Consider the following 16,672-nt stretch of genomic DNA (forward strand, 5'->3'; position numbering starts at 1 on the left):
TAAATTATACCCTTTGTCGTCCGTTCAGCCCGCTAGATCGCGCGAGCGGCGTCGCGTCAGCGGGCGGTGCGCGGCTCGGTGCCCCGGCCGCCCTGCGGCGATGGCCGCGTTTCAGCGTGAGCGCCGATTCCCCTTACCGAAGCGTTGGCCGTGAAGCCCATCCTGAAATCACATAAGCTGTCAAACGTCTGCTACGACATACGCGGGCCCGTGCTCCAGGAGGCCAAGCGCCTCGAGGAAGACGGGCACCGGATCATTAAGCTGAACATCGGCAATCTCGCTGCGTTCGGCTTTGACGCGCCCGAAGAGATCATCACCGACATGATCCGCAACCTGCCGGAGTCGTCCGGCTACTCGGATTCAAAGGGCGTGTTTGCGGCGCGCAAATCCGTCATGCACTACACGCAGCAAAAGGGCATCGCCGGTGTCAAGCTGGATGACATTTTCATTGGCAACGGCGCGTCCGAGTTGATCGTGATGGCGATGCAAGGCTTGTTGAACGACGGTGACGAGGTGCTGTTGCCGGCGCCGGACTACCCGTTGTGGACCGCGGCGGTTAGCCTGTCAGGCGGTACGCCGGTTCACTACCGGTGCGACGAGTACAATGGCTGGTTGCCAGATGTGGACGATATGCGCGCGAAGATCTCGCCGAATACGCGTGCCCTGGTGATCATCAACCCGAATAACCCAACCGGCGCGCTGTACCCGGACGACCTCGTGCGGGCGATGCTCGAGCTCGCGCGCCAGCACCAGTTGATCGTGTTCTCCGACGAGGTCTACGACAAGATCGTCTACGACGGCGGCGTGCACACGTCGGTCGGCGCGCTATCGCAGGATGTGCTCACCGTCACGTTCAACAGCTTGTCCAAGAGCTACCGGTCTTGCGGCTACAGGGCCGGCTGGATGGTGGTGTCGGGCGACAAGCGGCATGCGACCGATTATCTGGAAGGGCTCGGTATCCTCGCATCGATGCGGCTGTGCGCGAACGTGCCGGGCCAGTATGCGATCCAGACCGCGCTGGGCGGTTACCAGAGCATCAACGAGTTGATCCAGCCGGGCGGACGCCTGTACAAGCAGCGCGAGCTTGCCTACGACATGCTTAGCGCGATTCCGGGCGTGTCGGTCGTCAGGCCGAAGGCAGCCCTGTACATGTTTCCAAGGCTGGACCCCGCTGTCTATCCGGTGCGCGACGATCAGCAACTGATCCTGGAACTGTTGCAGCAGGAGCGGGTGCTGCTGGTGCAGGGCACCGGATTCAACTGGCCCGACCCCGACCACTTCCGAGTCGTATTTCTGCCCAACGTCGATGACCTGAGCGATTCGCTGAGCCGTGTCGCACGGTTTCTCGACGGCTACCGCAAGCGTACGGACGCGTGAGGCGCGTCGCGCGCGTTGCGCCCCCTTTCAATGACGATGACACACGCGGGATGATGGAACCGATCAAAGTAGGACTGTTGGGCTTTGGCACGGTCGGCAGCGGCACGTTCAACGTGTTGCGCCGCAACCAGGAAGAAATCAGCCGCCGGGCCGGCCGCGGGATCGAAATCACGCGCGTCGCGGTGCGCAATCCGGCCAAGGCGCAGCAGGTGCTGGGCAATGCGCTTGGCACGGTGGCGCTGACGTCGGACTTTGCCGCGGTGGTCGACGATCCGTCGCTGGACATCATCGCGGAGATGATGGGCGGCACCGGCATCGCCCGTGAACTCGTGCTGCGCGCGATCCACAACGGCAAGCATGTGGTGACGGCCAACAAGGCGCTGCTCGCCGTGCATGGAACCGAAATCTTCGAGGCGGCGCGCGCCCAGGGCGTGATGGTCGCATTCGAAGCCGCGGTGGCCGGCGGCATCCCGATCATCAAGGCGTTGCGCGAGGGCCTGACGGCGAACCGCATTCAGTATATCGCCGGCATCATCAACGGCACCACAAACTTCATCCTCTCCGAGATGCGTGAGCGCGGCTTGGATTTCGCGACCGCGCTGGCCGACGCGCAGCGGCTCGGCTACGCGGAGGCCGACCCGACGTTCGACGTTGAGGGGATTGACGCCGCGCATAAGGCCACGATCATGGCGGCGATCGCATTCGGTGTGCCAGTGCAGTTCGAGCGTGCCTATGTCGAGGGAATCACGCGGCTAGACGCGCTGGACATTCGCTACGCGGAGGAACTGGGCTACCGGATCAAGCTGCTTGGCATTGCGCGGCGCACCACACGGGGCATCGAGTTGCGCGTGCATCCGACGCTGATTCCGGCCAAGCGGCTGATCGCGAACGTGCAGGGGGCGATGAACGCGGTGCTGGTCTACGGCGATGCGGTGGGCGCGACGCTGTATTATGGTAAGGGGGCGGGCGCCGAGCCGACGGCGTCGGCCGTGGTCGCTGACCTGGTCGATGTTACGCGGCTGCACACGGCGGACCCGAACAATCGCGTGCCGCATCTCGCATTCCAGCCGGACCGGTTGGCGAACACGCCGATTTTGCCAATCGATGAGGTCACCAGCAGCTACTACCTGCGGCTGCGCGTCGCAGACCAGACCGGCGTGCTGGCCGACATCACGCGCATCCTCGCGACCCTAGGCATCTCGATCGATGCGCTGCTGCAAAAGGAGTCAGAGGTCATCGACGCAAGCCACGCGGGTGAGACCGATATCATCCTGATCACGCACGAGACGCTGGAGAAGAGCATCAATGCGGCGATTTCTCGTATCGAAGCGTTGTCCACGGTGCGCTCGGGCGTGACCCGGCTGCGCATGGAAGCGTTGAACTGACGCCAACGCCAATTGCTTCGGCCCGTGGCTGGAGCGCCAGGAGCATTCCCGGATGAACTACATTTCCACGCGCGGCGCCGGGCTCGGCGAGCGCCATTCGTTTTCCGACATCCTACTCGGCGGTCTTGCGAAGGATGGTGGCCTGTATTTGCCGGCGCAGTATCCGCTTGTGTCCGACGCCGAGTTGTCCCGCTGGCGTATGCTGTCCTATGCGGACCTGGCATTTGAGATCCTTGCGAAATTCTGCGACGACATGCCGGCTGACGACTTGCGGGCGCTGACGCGGCGCACCTATCGCGCCGACGTGTACTCAAACGTGCGCGACGGCAGCGATGCGCAGCGCATCACGCCGCTCAAGACGCTGGGCGTCGAGGGTGGCGCGCCGCTCGCGCTGCTCGAGCTGTCCAACGGTCCGACGCTCGCGTTCAAGGACATGGCGATGCAGTTGCTTGGCAACCTGTTCGAGCACGCGTTGGCGCGCCGTGGCCAGCAATTGAATATCCTGGGCGCGACGTCCGGCGACACCGGCAGTGCTGCCGAGTACGCGATGCGCGGCAAGCGGGGCGTGCGTGTGTTCATGCTGTCGCCCTATCGCAAGATGAGCGCGTTCCAGACCGCGCAGATGTTCAGCTTGCAGGATTCGAACATCTTCAATATCGCGGTCGAAGGGATGTTCGATGATTGCCAGGACATTGTCAAGGCCGTCTCGAACGATCACGCGTTCAAGGCCCGCTATCAAATCGGCACGGTCAACTCGATCAACTGGGCCAGGGTTGTCGCACAAGTTGTCTACTATTTCCGAGGCTATTTCGAGGCGACGCGCGGCAACGACCAGCGCGTGTCGTTTACAGTCCCGTCGGGTAATTTCGGCAATGTGTGCGCCGGCCACATCGCGCGGATGATGGGTTTGCCGATCGATAAGCTGGTGGTCGCCACCAACGAGAACGACGTGCTCGACGAGTTTTTCCGCACCGGGACGTATCGCGTGCGCGCCGCGGCTGAAACCTACCAGACGACTAGTCCCAGTATGGACATCTCGAAGGCGTCGAACTTCGAGCGCTTCGTTTTCGACTTGCTGGGCCGCGATTCGGCGCGCGTGTTGCAGTTGTTTTACGACGTCGAGGCCAAGGGCGGGTTCGACTTGGCCGCGTCGGGCGATTTTGCCCGCGTGCGCGAGTTCGGTTTCGTGTCCGGTCGCAGCACGCACGCGGATCGGATTGCGACGATCCGCGACGTCCACCGTCGCTACCAGGCGATAATCGACACGCATACGGCGGATGGCGTGAAAGTGGCGCGCGAATACCTGGAGCCGGGGGTGCCGATGATCGTGCTCGAGACCGCGCAGCCGATCAAGTTCGGCGATACGATTCGCGAGGCGCTGAACCAGGTTCCTGAGCGCCCGCGGGCCTTTGATGGACTAGAGGCGTTGCCGCAGCGTTTCACCGTGTTGCCGGCCGATGCTGCACGCGTGAAGGACTTCATTCGCGCGCGGATCGACGGTTAGGCGGCGTGCCGGCGCGGCGCCGGGCTACAGCGCCGGGGCTACAATACGCCTTTATCCGTCAACATCCGGTCCGAATCCGATGTCGATCCCGAACGATACCGCACCGGTGGCGTGTGCTAGTCAAACGGCCTGTGCTGCCACGGCCACGGGCGCTACCCACCCGACACTGCTGGCCACGCAGGACGCGCTTGCGCAGTTGCTAGTCGCGGCGTTTCCATTATGTGCGCAGCCCGACGCGCTCGAGACAGTGCCGACGCAGCACGCGCTGAACCGCGTGTTGGCCGCCGACATTCGCTCGGCGCTCGATGTGCCGCCGGCCGACATCAGTGCGATGGACGGCTACGCGGTGCGGGCCGCCGACGTCGTGGCCGGGCGGCCGATGCGCGTGTCACAGCGCGTGCCAGCTGGTCATGCGCCCGGTGGCGCACTCCAGGCCGACACCGCGGCGCGCGTTTTCACCGGGGCACGACTGCCCGCGGGCGCCGACACGGTCGTGATGCAGGAGCAGGCGCATGCGCATGGCGAGACGGTCACGTTCGATGCGCCGCCGCCCATGGGCGACTGGATCAACCGGCGTGGTTCGGATATCCGCAAGGATGCAGTGATTTTGCCCGCGGGCACGCGGCTAACGCCGCAGGCGTTGGGCTTGGCCGCGTCGGTCGGCTGTGCGACGCTGCCGGTCGCGCGACGGCCGAGAGTCGCGATAGGCTTCACTGGCGACGAGTTGACGATGCCGGGCGAGCCGTTGCGTAAAGGCGCGATCTACAATTCGAGCCGGTTCACGCTCGGCGGGCTGCTGGCCGCACTCGGCTGCGACGTGACGGACCTCGGTATCGTGCCGGACCGGCTCGATGCGACGCGCGACGCGCTGCGCGAGGCGGCGCTCGCGCATGACCTGATCCTTACTTCCGGCGGTGTATCGGTCGGCGAGGAGGATCACGTGCGGGCCGCGGTGCAGGCGGAAGGTTCGTTGCATCTGTGGCAAATTGCGATGAAGCCGGGCAAGCCGCTTGCATTCGGTACAGTGCGCCGACCGGTGGCCGCTAGGCCGTCGTGCGCCGGCGCGACGCGCGACGCGGTGTTTTTCATCGGCTTGCCCGGCAATCCGGTGTCCAGCTTCGTGACGTTCTTGTTGTTCGTGCGCCCGTTTATCCTGCGCCTAGCTGGCGTCGGATGCGTCGAGCCTCGTGCGCTGCGCATGCGCGCCGATTTTACGCAAAAGAAGGCAGATCGCCGCAATGAATTCCTGCGCGCGCGGATCAACGAGGCTGGAGGTCTGGACCTGTTTCTGAACCAGAGCTCGGCGGTGCTGACATCGACAGTGTGGGGGGACGGATTGATCGACAATCCGCCCGGGCATGCGATCCAGGCAGGCGAGACGGTGCGTTTCCTGCCATTCTCGACGTTGCTGGCGTAATGGCGTGGCAGCGCGACGCTGAGGCGCCGCGCGGGGGAAACAGCTTTTTCAACGGTCAATGGCAATGAAGATCGAACTGAGGTTTTTTGCAAGTGTGCGCGAGGCGGTCGGCACGAACGCGGAAACGGTTGACGTACCGGACAGCGTCAACACGGTCGGCGACGTGCGCGCTTGGCTGTGCTCGCGCGGCGGCGCGTGGGCAGGCGCACTGGCGGACACGCGCTCGCTGCGCATGGCCTGCGACCACGTGATGACCGGCCCGTCGACGCGACTGACCGACGGTTGCGAGGTAGCATTTTTTCCACCCGTCACCGGCGGGTGACGCGGCATCGGCCGGGCGGGGTACGGCGGAGGATGGGATGACAGTCAGCGTGCAGGCGCACGATTTTGACGTGACGACAGAGCTCGCTCGGCTGCGTGCGCGCAATCCACGTATCGGCGCGGTGGTCAGCTTCGTGGGTACCGTGCGCGAGTTGAGCGACAGCGAGTCCATTAGCGCGTTGGAACTCGAGCATTATCCGGGCATGACCGAACGGGCGCTGGAGGCCATTGTTGCCGAAGCCGAGCGCCGCTGGGCGGGTATCGACGTGTGCGTGGTGCATCGGTACGGGTGGCTCGACGCGGGCGAGCAGATCGTGCTGGTCGCGGTCGCGGCTGCGCATCGAGGCGACGCGTTTGCCGCCTGCGAGTTCGTGATGGACTACCTGAAGTCCAACGCGCCTTTTTGGAAAAAGGAGCGCACCGGGCAAGGCGAGCGCTGGGTCGATGCGCGCGCCGCCGACGACGCGGCGCTCGCGCGCTGGGGCATTGTGTCGCACAACGCGGCGAACGATCCGCTTGCCGACGATTAGTGAGCGGCGCCACGCTCGCCGCGGCGCGGCGCGATTCGCTCGAGCAACGCCTTCTGCTCCGGCGGTACCTGATATTGCCAGCCGAAGCGGCTCAGCTGCAGGCTTTCTGCGATGCGCAGCGCCGGCGCCATCAGCTTGAGCGCCGCAGCGGGCTCGAACAGGTGCTCGACCGTGTCTAGGAACAGGTACAGCCAGCGGTTGAAGTGCTCGGGCTCGATTCCCTTCAGTGGAAGGTGGGCCAGTTGCACGTTGCCCTTGTAGCGTTTGACGCCCAGCGCGATGCTGGCCCAAAAGTCGCACATTTTCGCCAGATGCGGGTTCCATGCGTCGCCGATCGCCTGCGCGAAGAGGGGTCCCAGCGTGTCGTCCGCCCGCACGCGTGCATAGAAGCGGTGGACTAGCGAATGGATGCCTGCTTCGTCTAGGATAGCCAGTCGGCTCGACGCGGCGTCGGATTCGGGATGGATCATGATGTCGTGTCGTCAGCAGAGGAATTGGATTGCATCGCGGCAGATCGACGGCGCAGCGCGGCATGGCCTAGCGCGCAAATCCGTGTCTGTGGCAGTAAGATACCCGAGGTGGCCCCGAGCGCGGCGGCATGTTGCCGCGCCAGCCCTTATTCTGCACCTGAAGCCGTAAGCTGGGATACCCGTTATGCGATTGACCGATTTCACCGACTATGCGTTACGCGTGATCCTGTACCTGGCGGTGTACGACGACGGATTGTCCACGATTCAGCAGATATCCGATGCGTACCGGGTGTCGAAGAACCATTTGATGAAGGTCGTGCAACTGCTCGGCGAGCGGGGCTGGGTCGACACGGTGCGCGGGCGCAACGGCGGCTTGCGGCTGGCGCCGCACGCCCGGACGCTAACGGTCGGCCAGATCGTGCGTGCCACTGAGAATGATTTTGCGCTGGTCGCCTGTCTGGGGACCGATGACTGCCATGCGTGCGTCATTGAACCGCACTGCCAACTCAAGGTCGTGATGGTTGCGGCGCGCCAGGCGTTCCTAGCCGAGCTTGACAAGCACACGGTGGCTGAGTTGAGTGAGCCGAGCGCGCCGCTCGTGCACGCGCTAGGCCTAATCACGCTTACCCCGGGCGCTTGAAAAGCCTCATTCGGACCTCAAGATACGGGGCAGACAAGCATTGGAGGTCTCGATGAGGATCGACAAACTAACCACGAAGTTCCAAGAAGCGCTCGCGGACGCACAAAGCCTTGCTGTTGGGCGAGACAACCAGTATATCGAACCGCTGCACGTGCTCGCGGCGCTGCTCGCGCAGCCCGATGGCGCGGCTCGCTCGCTGTTGTCGCGCGCCGGTGTGCATGTGCAGGCGTTGCAAGCCGCGGTTGGCGCGGCGTTGGAACGGTTGCCGCAAGTGCATGGCACCGATGGCAATGTGCAAGTGAGCCGCGAGTTGAGCGGCTTGTTGAACCAGGCGGACAAGGAAGCACAGAAGTACAGCGACGCGTATATCGCCAGCGAGATGTTCCTGCTCGCGCTCGCCGATGACAAGGGCGACGCTGGCCGGCTTGCGCGCGAGCATGGCTTGACCCGCAAGGCGCTGGAGGCCGCCGTCGCGGCGGTGCGCGGCAACGGGCAGGTCAACAGCCAAGATGCCGAGAGCCAGCGTGAGGCGCTGAAGAAGTACACGGTGGATTTGACCGAGCGCGCGCGTGCTAGCAAGCTCGACCCGGTGATCGGCCGCGACGACGAGATCCGCCGTGCGATCCAGATCCTGCAGCGCCGCACGAAGAACAACCCGGTGTTGATTGGCGAGCCGGGCGTGGGCAAAACCGCGATCGTCGAAGGTCTCGCGCAGCGCATCGTCAATGGCGAGGTGCCCGAGACACTGAAAGACAAACGGGTGCTGTCGCTGGACATGGCCGCGCTGCTGGCCGGCGCCAAGTATCGCGGCGAATTCGAGGAGCGGCTTAAGGCAGTGCTCAGCGACATTGCGAAGGATGAGGGCCGCACGATCGTGTTCATCGACGAGATTCACACGATGGTTGGCGCAGGCAAGGCGGAAGGCGCGATCGACGCGGGCAACATGCTCAAGCCAGCGCTCGCGCGCGGTGAGTTGCATTGCATCGGTGCGACGACGCTGGATGAATACCGCCGATACATCGAAAAAGATGCGGCGCTTGAGCGGCGCTTCCAAAAGGTGCTGGTCGATGAGCCGTCGGTCGAGGCGACCATTGCGATCCTGCGTGGGTTGCAGGAAAAGTACGAGCTGCATCACAAGGTCGAGATCACGGATCCGGCCATCGTTGCGGCTGCCGAGCTGTCACACCGCTATATCACCGACCGTTTCTTGCCGGACAAGGCGATCGATTTGATTGACGAGGCGGCGTCCAAAATCAAGATGGAGATCGACTCGAAGCCCGAGGCGATGGACCGGCTCGACCGTCGGCTGATTCAGTTGAAGATCGAGCGCGAGGCGGTGAAAAAGGAAACCGACGAAGCATCGCAGAAGCGGCTAGCGTTGATCGAGGACGAAATCGCGCGGCTTGAGCGCGAATACGCGGATCTCGAGGAGATTTGGACGGCGGAGAAATCCGCCGTCCAGGGTGGTGCGCACTTAAAGGAAGAGATCGACAAGACGCGTGCGGAAATCGTGCGGCTGCAGCGCGAAGGCAAGCTGGACAAGGTCGCCGAGTTGCAGTACGGTACGTTGCCGCAGTTGGAGACGCAACTGAAGGCCGTCACTCAGGCCGAGGCCGATACGCCCCAAAACGACAAGCCGCGGTTGCTGCGCACGCAGGTGGGCGCCGAGGAGATCGCTGAGGTCGTATCGCGCGCCACCGGCATCCCGGTCGCGCGGATGATGCAGGGCGAGCGCGAAAAGCTGCTGCAAATCGAGGCGAAGTTGCATGAACGCGTGGTCGGCCAGGATGAGGCGATTAGTGCAGTGGCCGACGCGATTCGCCGTTCGCGGGCAGGCTTGGCCGACCCGAACCGCCCTTATGGCTCGTTCTTGTTCCTTGGCCCGACCGGGGTTGGCAAGACCGAGTTGTGCAAGGCGCTGGCGGCATTTTTGTTCGATGCCGAGGACCACTTGATCCGCATCGACATGAGCGAGTTCATGGAAAAGCACAGCGTCGCGCGGCTGATCGGCGCGCCGCCCGGCTATGTTGGCTATGAGGAAGGCGGCTACTTGACCGAAGCCGTGCGGCGCAAGCCGTACAGCGTGATCCTGCTCGATGAGATCGAGAAGGCGCACTCGGACGTGTTCAACGTGCTGCTACAGGTGCTCGACGACGGCCGCATGACCGATGGCCAGGGCCGCACGGTGGATTTCAAGAACACCGTGATTGTGATGACGTCGAATCTCGGCTCGCAGCAGATCCAGTCGATGGTCGGCGAGCCTCACGCGGCGGTGCGCGATGCGGTCTGGGAAGAGGTCAAGCAGCATTTCCGCCCCGAGTTCCTGAATCGGATCGACGAAGTCGTCGTCTTTCACGGCCTGGATCGCAGCCATATTCGTTCGATTGCGAAGATCCAACTGCAACGGCTCACCGAGCGACTGGCGAAGATGGACATGCAACTGGACGTGTCGGATGCGGCACTCGAGCACATCGGCAAGGTCGGCTACGACCCACTATTCGGTGCGCGGCCACTCAAGCGCGCGATCCAGCAGGAGATCGAAAACCCGATCGCCAAGCTGATCCTTGGTGGCCGGTTCGGTCCGAAGGACCTGATCCCAGTCGACTTCGAGGACGGCAAGTTCGTGTTCGAACGGGTCGTGCACTGACAGGGCGCTGATGCGTGGGGACGTAGCGGGGCGCTGGCGCTGTTGCTCGGCGCCTGCGCCAGTCCTGGCAGGTTTCAGGCCGGCCAACCCGAGTCCGTGTTGATCGCGCGGCTCGGGCAGCCGCGTGAGCGCTATGCGCTGGAAAATGACGCTCACGGGCTGCTGTGGCTGGCTCAGCCAATGGACGAATTCACGGCTGCGGCCGATGTCGATGTGCGGGGCCTGTCGAGTTTCACGCCGCCGCCGGCACGCTGCTCGCGCGCTATTTCCTCATATGTGACGCGGACGCTACCCATAACGCGTCATGTTCTCGATTCCGACCATTCGGCTACCTCGCGCTTGACGTGATCGTCAACGGCTACCGGACACTGCTGTGATGGCGGGTGACCCGATGCGGCCGACGCTGGTATCATCTTGTACTGTATATTTATACAGGATTGGATGATGGCCGCGATTCCCGCCGGCGGCGTGGACCCGTTCTACTATGTCGCAAACTTCCGTCACGCTATCGCGTGGTTGAGCGATCGATGCGATGACCTGCTTGACGGGCAAGAACGGGCTTTCATCGACGCGTTCGAGTCGTTGCCCCATGCGTCGCGCGCGCTGCTGGTCCGGATGCTGATGCGCAAAGGACCGTTGTTTCGCATGGACAAACTGCGGTATGCCGAGATCGGCGAGCCGCTTGCCGCTTGCGGGTCATTGATTGCGCGAGGTTGGGTCGAACTCGATCCGCCGATGTCGGTTGACGAACTATTCACGGTGGCGACCAAGGCTGAACTCGAGCACCGCTTCATGGACACAAAGGTGGCGCGTGGCACGAAGGCGGCGCTGCTTGACGCGCTGCGTGCCGCGTATCCCAGTGTACAACATGCGTATTCGGCCTGGTGCCCAAATGGGCCAGCGAGGGTCGTCCGCTTCCTGCTGGGACCCCTGTGTGATCGGTTTCGATTGATGTTCTTCGGGAACTTGCGGCAGGATTGGTCGGAATTCGTGCTGGCCGACCTGGGTATTTTCCGCTACGAAACCGTGCGCTTGGACGGATCGTCCCGCGCATTCCAACGGCGCGAAGATGTCGATGCTTATTTCTCGTTGCATGCTTGTCGCCAGGCGCTGGACGCGGTGCCCAACGACGCGACGCTGGACGCACTGCTGGCGCAGGCGTGCGCATGTCCGACTGATAATCCTTGGCTCGGCATGCGTCGCGCCAAGGTGTTGTTCCAGATCGGCCAGCACTGCGAACGGCGGCGCGATTGGCCGCGCGCGCTGCATGCGTACGAGGCGAGTACCTATCCGGATGCCCGCTATCGGCGAGTGCGTGTGCTTGAGACACTCGGTCGTCGCGGTGACGCATTGGCGCTTGCTGCGCAAGTCGTACGGACGCCGATCAGCGAGGGCGAGGCACAGCGCGCCGCGCGTACACTTGCGCGGCTACAGCGCGTGCCGCGTGCCGCACGGCAGCAGTCGCCGTGGACGGTGCAATCGGCATGGGGCGAACGGCTATCCGGCTGGGACTGCGCACCTTCACCGCAATCTGATTTATCGGCACCGGCACCAGCACCAGCAATGCCGATCTCACGTAGCGACTGGCTCTTGCCCATGCCTACCGCGCCGATGCGGGTCGAGCACGTATTGCGCGCTCACCTGCATCGTCCAGAGGCGCCGGTATTCTATGTCGAAAACGCATTAATCAACACCTTGTTTGGTCTGTTGTGTTGGCAGGTGATATTCGCGCCGATACCCGGCGCGTTTTTTCATCCATTCCAGCGCGGGCCAGCGGACCTGGCCACGCCAACGTTCGTCGCGCGTCGTCAGGCGCTGTTTGATGCCTGCCTGCAACAACTCGACGATGGTCGCTATCGACGCACGATCGAGGATAATTTTGCCGCGAAGGCCGGGATTCAGTCGCCGTTCGTAGCCTGGGGCGTGTTCGATCCTACGTTGTTGACGCTCGCGCTGGACTGCATGCCGGCCGCTCACCTGAAGCTGTGGTTCGAGCGGTTGCTGTGGGACATCTCGCGAAACCGCTCCGGATTGCCGGATCTGGTCCAATTCATGCCGGCCGTGCGTTCGTATGAATTGATTGAGGTGAAAGGGCCGGGTGACCGGTTGCAGGACAACCAGGTGCGCTGGCTAGCTTACGCACACGAAAAGGGGCTGCCGGTCAGCGTCGCGCACGTGCGATGGCTCGCCGATGGGGACAGCAGGCTGGCGCCGCCCGCCGCTGTCGGCAATGCGATCCCGGACGGCGTCAGCGCGCCGGCGCAATGGACGGTGTGATGCGCTACATGATTGCTGTGCGCGCATTGTGCGAGTTCACGGCGAAGCAAGGCGACTTGGATCTGCGGTTTACGCCGTCTCCCAGCGCCGAGGAGGGCAGGATCGGCCATCGCGTCGTTGCGAGCCGCCGCCACGCGGACTACCAAACAGAAATCAGCGTCACGGGCGAGTTTCAAGAGCTGACGGTGCGCGGTCGCGCGGACGGCTATGATCCGCGACGGGGCCGGCTCGAGGAGATCAAGACGTATCGCGGCGAACTGGACGCGATGCCGGGCAATCACCGCGCGCTGCATTGGGCGCAGTTGCGGGTGTACGGCTGGCTGTTTTGTCAGCAGGCGCAACTGCCGTCGATCGAACTCGCGCTCGTGTATTATGACATCGCGACTGGGCGCGAAACCGTGCTGACCGAGACGGCGAGTGCCGCTGAGTTGAAAGCGGCGTTCGAACAGCAATGTGTGCGCTTTATCGAGTGGGCGGCGCAGGAACGGGCGCACCGCGTCGCGCGCGATGCGATGCTGCACGGTCTGCAGTTGCCTTTTCCAGCGTTTCGTGTTGGCCAGCGCGAGCTTGCCGAGGCGGTCTACCGCGCGGCGCTCGGCGCTCGTGTGTTGCTTGCGCAAGCACCAACAGGCATCGGCAAGACGCTCGGTACGCTGTTTCCGTTGCTCAAGGCCTGTCCGCGCGCCTCAATCGACAAAGTGTTTTTTTTAAGCGCGAAGAGTCCTGGACGGCAACTGGCATTGGATTCGCTGCAGTCCTTGACGCGTGGCGCAGTGAGCCCGCGACAATCAACGGAATCAGCAGAATCAGCAACGAAATCCGCGCGGGCCGGATCCGGGATGGTCGGGTGCACAGGCATCGGCGCGCGCGCGCCGGGGTCTCCTCCTGCGCTGCCGTTGCGTGTGGTTGAGCTGGTCGCGCGCGACAAGGCGTGCGAGTATCCGGGTAATGCGTGCACCGGGCAGGCATGCACGCTCGCGCAAGGTTTCTACGATCGGTTGCCGGCTGCACGCGAGGCGGCGTTAGCAAAGTACTGGCTCGATCGCGGCGCGCTGCGCGAGGTGGGCTTGACTCATCGCGTGTGCCCATACTACCTGGGCCAGGAATTGGTGCGCTGGGCTGATGTGATCGTCGGCGATTACAACTACTATTTTGACACCAGTGCCCCCCTGTTTGCGTTGACTGTGCAAAACCAGTGGCGGGTCGCCGTACTGGTGGACGAGGCGCACAATCTACCCGAACGGGCGCGGGCGATGTACTCGGCCACGCTTGAGCAGGGAGAACTGGCCCATCTTGCTCGTGGCGCGCGCGGCATGCTGCGCACCGCACTGCGTCACTTGCAACGGTGCTGGAACACGCTGAATCGCGCGCAAACCGAACCGTACCACGCTTTTGACGTGCTGCCCGATGCATGGCTACGCGCGCTGCAGCGCGCCGTTGGTGCGATCGGCGAGCATCTGGCCGAGCCGCAGCTTGTGCCGAACGTGCGCCTGGAGCGCTTCTATCTCGATGCGATTCACTTCCTGCGCATCGCCGAGCGTTTCGACGAGCACTGGATGTTCGATGTCACACTGGCCACGCTGGAGGGGGCCGCGGCGCGCGCCACGTCGCGCTCGACGTTGTGCATCCGCAATGTCGTGCCGGCGGCGGCATTGCGCGCGCGCGTGGCGGCAGCTCATTCGATGACGCTTTTTTCCGCGACACTGTGGCCCGCGCGCTTCTACCGCGACTTGCTCGGACTACCGGACGGTACCGTCAATGTCGACGTCGACAGTCCGTTCAGCGCGGAACAACTCGCCGTGTACGCGACGCCGTCGATTTCGACACGCTATCGGGACCGCCAGGCGTCGCTTGGCGCGCTGGTTGAGCGGATTGCCTCGCAGTATGCGGCGCTGCCCGGAAACTATCTGTGCTTCTTCAGTAGCTTTGAATATCTGGAACAGGCGGCTGCGCTGTTCAGCGCTACGCATCCATCGATTCCGGTGTGGCGGCAAGCCCGGGCGATGGACGAGCCAGCACAGCGTGCCTTCATCGCCCGCTTTGAGCCGCACGGCCGCGGCATCGGATTCGCCGTGCTCGGCGGTGCATTTGCTGAGGGTATTGATCTGCCCGGCACGCGGCTGGTCGGCACGTTTATCGCCACGCTTGGAATGCCGCAGATCAATGCGGTAAACGAACAGTTGCGCGAGCGGATGCAGCGGCTGTTCAGTGCCGGATTCGACTATACGTACTTGTTCCCGGGGGTGCAGAAAGTGGTGCAGGCCGCAGGCCGCGTGATCCGCAGCGAAACGGATCGTGGTGTCGTGCACCTGCTGGATGACCGCTTCATGCGTCGCGACGTGCGCGCGTTGTTGCCACGTTGGTGGAAGGTCGAGCCGGAGAGCCGCCGTTAGGCGGCGGGCAGCGGCCCAACTACCCGCCGGGCAGCGCAGTCGACCACTCGCGACACAGCGGGTCAACTACTGGCGGGGAAAGGGGCCGACGTACCGGCCGGACACCGGCCCGACCACCCGTCCGGAGCACCTGCCCGAAACACCCGGCCGCCGCCCGTTGCATCACATTTCTTCGGCCCACGACGTATTTTCGTGTGCCATCAGCATGGACGAAGCGGCGGGTCCGTAGGTGCCGGCCGTGTAAGTGCGGGGGCGCTCGTCTAGTTCGCGCCAGCCTGCCTGGATCGGCTCGACCCAGGCCCAAGCGGCTTCCAATTCATCGCGGCGCATGAAATGGGTCAGCCGCCCCCGGATCACGTCGATTAACAGCCGCTCATAGGCTTCGGCGCGGCGCCCCGTGAACGCCTGCTGCAAGTCCAGGTTCAAATTGACCGGCAGCATGTGCATGCCGCTGCCCGGCTCCTTCGCAAGCATTTGCAACTGGATCGATTCCTCCGGCTGTAGTTGAATGACCAGCCGGTTACCGTAGTTGCGCGGCCCGCTTGGGATGATCGAAAAAGGCAAGTCGGCGAAATCGATGACGATCTCGGAACACCGCTTCGGCATCCGCTTACCGGTGCGCAGGAAGAACGGTACATTGGCCCAACGCCAGTTGTTGATGTGCGCGCGCAGCGCGACGAACGTCTCCGTGCGACTGCCTGGCGGCACGTTGTCTTCCTCGAGATAGCCCTTGACCGGCTCCCCGCCGATCGCGCCTGCAGTGTACTGGCCGCGCACCGTGTCGCGGGCGATGTCCGAGACCGTCATCGGACGCAACGAGCGCAGCACCTTGAGTTTCTCGTCCCGTACCGAGTCGGGATCGAGCGACACGGGCGGCTCCATCGCTACGATGCACAGCAACTGCAGCAGGTGGTTTTGCACCATGTCGCGCAGCGCGCCGGTCTGGTCATAGAAACCGGCCCGGCTGCCAACGCCCACGGTCTCGGCGACTGTGATTTGCACACTCTTGATGTACGGCGCTTGCCATAGTGGCCCGAAAATCGCGTTGCCAAAGCGCAGCACCATCAGGTTCTGCACGGTCTCCTTGCCCAGGTAATGGTCGATCCGGTAGATCTGCGATTCGGCAAAGTGCTGCCCGACCGATGCGTTAATCGCACGTGCCGACGCAAGGTCGTGTCCCAACGGTTTTTCGAGCACGACGCGCGATTGTTTGTCGACCAGCCCGCACGCGGCGAGGTTGTCGCAGATCGTCGTGAAGAGCTCGGGTGATGTGGCCAGATAGAACACGCGTTGCGCTCCGGGGCGGGACGCCGCGACGAGGTTGGCGTAGTCGGGTGACGAGCCGGCATCGATCCGCACGTAGTCGAGCAACGCTAGAAAGCGGTCCCACGCCTGTTTGTCCAGCGCGCGGCTGTCGACGAACGGCCGTGATTGCTCGTCGATGAACGCGAGGTACGGGTCGCGCGAAAAGTCCTTGCGGCCGATCGCGATGATCCGCGTGTCGGCTGGCAGGTTGCCGTGCAGATGCGCCATGTACAGCGCCGGGAGCAATTTGCGGGCCGACAGGTCGCCGCCGCCGCCGAAGATGATCATGTCCAGCGCGCAGGCGGATGCGGCAGAGGCTGTGGAAGAAGCCGTGGTCGTCATGGTGCGTGCGTGTCGTGGGCCGGTTGAGCAACCTGTATGGTGCATGGTTATGCGGATTTTTGCA

Annotated in this window: 13 protein-coding genes; 11 read left to right on the plus strand and 2 right to left on the minus strand. The window is 63.7% G+C overall.

The genetic code is table 11. The features are described from left to right. The first annotated feature begins 144 nt into the window (after positions 1-144). The 6 genes from KQH60_RS06730 to KQH60_RS06755 all read left to right on the plus strand — a co-directional run bounded on the left by KQH60_RS06730 (position 145) and on the right by KQH60_RS06755 (position 6,534). Complete coding sequence (locus KQH60_RS06730) at positions 145-1,377, plus strand: pyridoxal phosphate-dependent aminotransferase (RefSeq protein WP_255779055.1); 1,233 nt, start codon at positions 145-147, stop codon at positions 1,375-1,377. Between the two features lie 53 nt (positions 1,378-1,430). Next, on the plus strand, positions 1,431-2,762 hold the full coding sequence (locus KQH60_RS06735) for a homoserine dehydrogenase (RefSeq protein WP_237575737.1): 1,332 nt from the start codon (positions 1,431-1,433) through the stop codon (positions 2,760-2,762). 52 nt (positions 2,763-2,814) lie between these two features. Further along, entirely contained in the window at positions 2,815-4,266 is a 1,452-nt protein-coding gene (thrC, locus tag KQH60_RS06740; protein ID WP_237575738.1) for a threonine synthase, read from the plus strand. Between the two features lie 166 nt (positions 4,267-4,432). Beyond that, the gene (gene glp / locus KQH60_RS06745) at positions 4,433-5,683 is read left to right on the plus strand and encodes a gephyrin-like molybdotransferase Glp (RefSeq protein WP_237576079.1); all 1,251 of its coding nucleotides are present in this window, start codon (positions 4,433-4,435) and stop codon (positions 5,681-5,683) included. A 64-nt stretch (positions 5,684-5,747) separates the two neighbouring features. Next, positions 5,748-6,005, plus strand: coding sequence for a molybdopterin converting factor subunit 1 (gene moaD / locus KQH60_RS06750; protein ID WP_237575739.1), 258 nt, complete (start codon positions 5,748-5,750; stop codon positions 6,003-6,005). Positions 6,006-6,042: 37 nt separating this feature from the next. Next, positions 6,043-6,534, plus strand: a complete 492-nt coding sequence (locus KQH60_RS06755; protein WP_237575740.1) for a molybdenum cofactor biosynthesis protein MoaE — start codon at positions 6,043-6,045, stop codon at positions 6,532-6,534. Here the strand turns inward: KQH60_RS06755 and KQH60_RS06760 are convergent. Then, complete coding sequence (locus KQH60_RS06760; RefSeq protein ID WP_237575741.1) at positions 6,531-7,004, minus strand: group III truncated hemoglobin; 474 nt, start codon at positions 7,002-7,004, stop codon at positions 6,531-6,533. The genes KQH60_RS06755 and KQH60_RS06760 overlap by 4 nt on opposite strands. A gap of 184 nt (positions 7,005-7,188) precedes the next feature. On the opposite strand from KQH60_RS06760, the gene KQH60_RS06765 reads away from it, so the two are divergent. From KQH60_RS06765 to KQH60_RS06785, 5 genes are all read left to right on the plus strand, one after another. After that, positions 7,189-7,644, plus strand: coding sequence for an Rrf2 family transcriptional regulator (locus KQH60_RS06765; RefSeq protein WP_237575742.1), 456 nt, complete (start codon positions 7,189-7,191; stop codon positions 7,642-7,644). Positions 7,645-7,696: 52 nt separating this feature from the next. After that, entirely contained in the window at positions 7,697-10,291 is a 2,595-nt protein-coding gene (gene clpB, locus KQH60_RS06770) for an ATP-dependent chaperone ClpB (protein WP_237575743.1), read from the plus strand. Positions 10,292-10,390: 99 nt separating this feature from the next. Beyond that, positions 10,391-10,639 carry a hypothetical protein gene (locus KQH60_RS06775; RefSeq protein ID WP_237575744.1) on the plus strand — a complete coding sequence of 83 codons (249 nt, stop codon included), beginning with the start codon at positions 10,391-10,393 and terminating at the stop codon, positions 10,637-10,639. Positions 10,640-10,735: 96 nt separating this feature from the next. After that, complete coding sequence (locus tag KQH60_RS06780; RefSeq protein ID WP_237575745.1) at positions 10,736-12,568, plus strand: VRR-NUC domain-containing protein; 1,833 nt, start codon at positions 10,736-10,738, stop codon at positions 12,566-12,568. Then, positions 12,568-14,961 carry an ATP-dependent DNA helicase gene (locus KQH60_RS06785; protein ID WP_237575746.1) on the plus strand — a complete coding sequence of 798 codons (2,394 nt, stop codon included), beginning with the start codon at positions 12,568-12,570 and terminating at the stop codon, positions 14,959-14,961. Before KQH60_RS06780 ends, KQH60_RS06785 begins: the two co-directional genes overlap by 1 nt. A 162-nt stretch (positions 14,962-15,123) precedes the next feature. On the opposite strand, the gene zwf is transcribed toward KQH60_RS06785, so the two are convergent. Next, positions 15,124-16,608: a glucose-6-phosphate dehydrogenase gene (gene zwf, locus KQH60_RS06790; protein ID WP_237575747.1), complete on the minus strand. Its 1,485-nt coding sequence runs from the start codon at positions 16,606-16,608 to the stop codon at positions 15,124-15,126. Positions 16,609-16,672: the final 64 nt, after the last annotated feature.

Origin of the sequence: Mycetohabitans sp. B8, from assembly GCF_021991875.1 — a bacterium.
Classification (GTDB): domain Bacteria; phylum Pseudomonadota; class Gammaproteobacteria; order Burkholderiales; family Burkholderiaceae; genus Mycetohabitans.

What these genes read in the sequence shown, in the direction of transcription:
- KQH60_RS06735 (WP_237575737.1), top strand. Translation starts at nt 1,431, where the DNA reads ATGGAACCGATCAAAGTAGGACTGTTGGGCTTTGGCACGGTCGGCAGC.
- thrC (WP_237575738.1), top strand. Translation starts at nt 2,815, where the DNA reads ATGAACTACATTTCCACGCGCGGCGCCGGGCTCGGCGAGCGCCATTCG.
- moaD (WP_237575739.1), top strand. Translation starts at nt 5,748, where the DNA reads ATGAAGATCGAACTGAGGTTTTTTGCAAGTGTGCGCGAGGCGGTCGGC.
- KQH60_RS06755 (WP_237575740.1), top strand. Translation starts at nt 6,043, where the DNA reads ATGACAGTCAGCGTGCAGGCGCACGATTTTGACGTGACGACAGAGCTC.
- KQH60_RS06760 (WP_237575741.1), bottom strand. Translation starts at nt 7,004, where the DNA reads ATGATCCATCCCGAATCCGACGCCGCGTCGAGCCGACTGGCTATCCTA.
- KQH60_RS06765 (WP_237575742.1), top strand. Translation starts at nt 7,189, where the DNA reads ATGCGATTGACCGATTTCACCGACTATGCGTTACGCGTGATCCTGTAC.
- clpB (WP_237575743.1), top strand. Translation starts at nt 7,697, where the DNA reads ATGAGGATCGACAAACTAACCACGAAGTTCCAAGAAGCGCTCGCGGAC.
- KQH60_RS06780 (WP_237575745.1), top strand. Translation starts at nt 10,736, where the DNA reads ATGGCCGCGATTCCCGCCGGCGGCGTGGACCCGTTCTACTATGTCGCA.
- KQH60_RS06785 (WP_237575746.1), top strand. Translation starts at nt 12,568, where the DNA reads ATGCGCTACATGATTGCTGTGCGCGCATTGTGCGAGTTCACGGCGAAG.
- zwf (WP_237575747.1), bottom strand. Translation starts at nt 16,608, where the DNA reads ATGACGACCACGGCTTCTTCCACAGCCTCTGCCGCATCCGCCTGCGCG.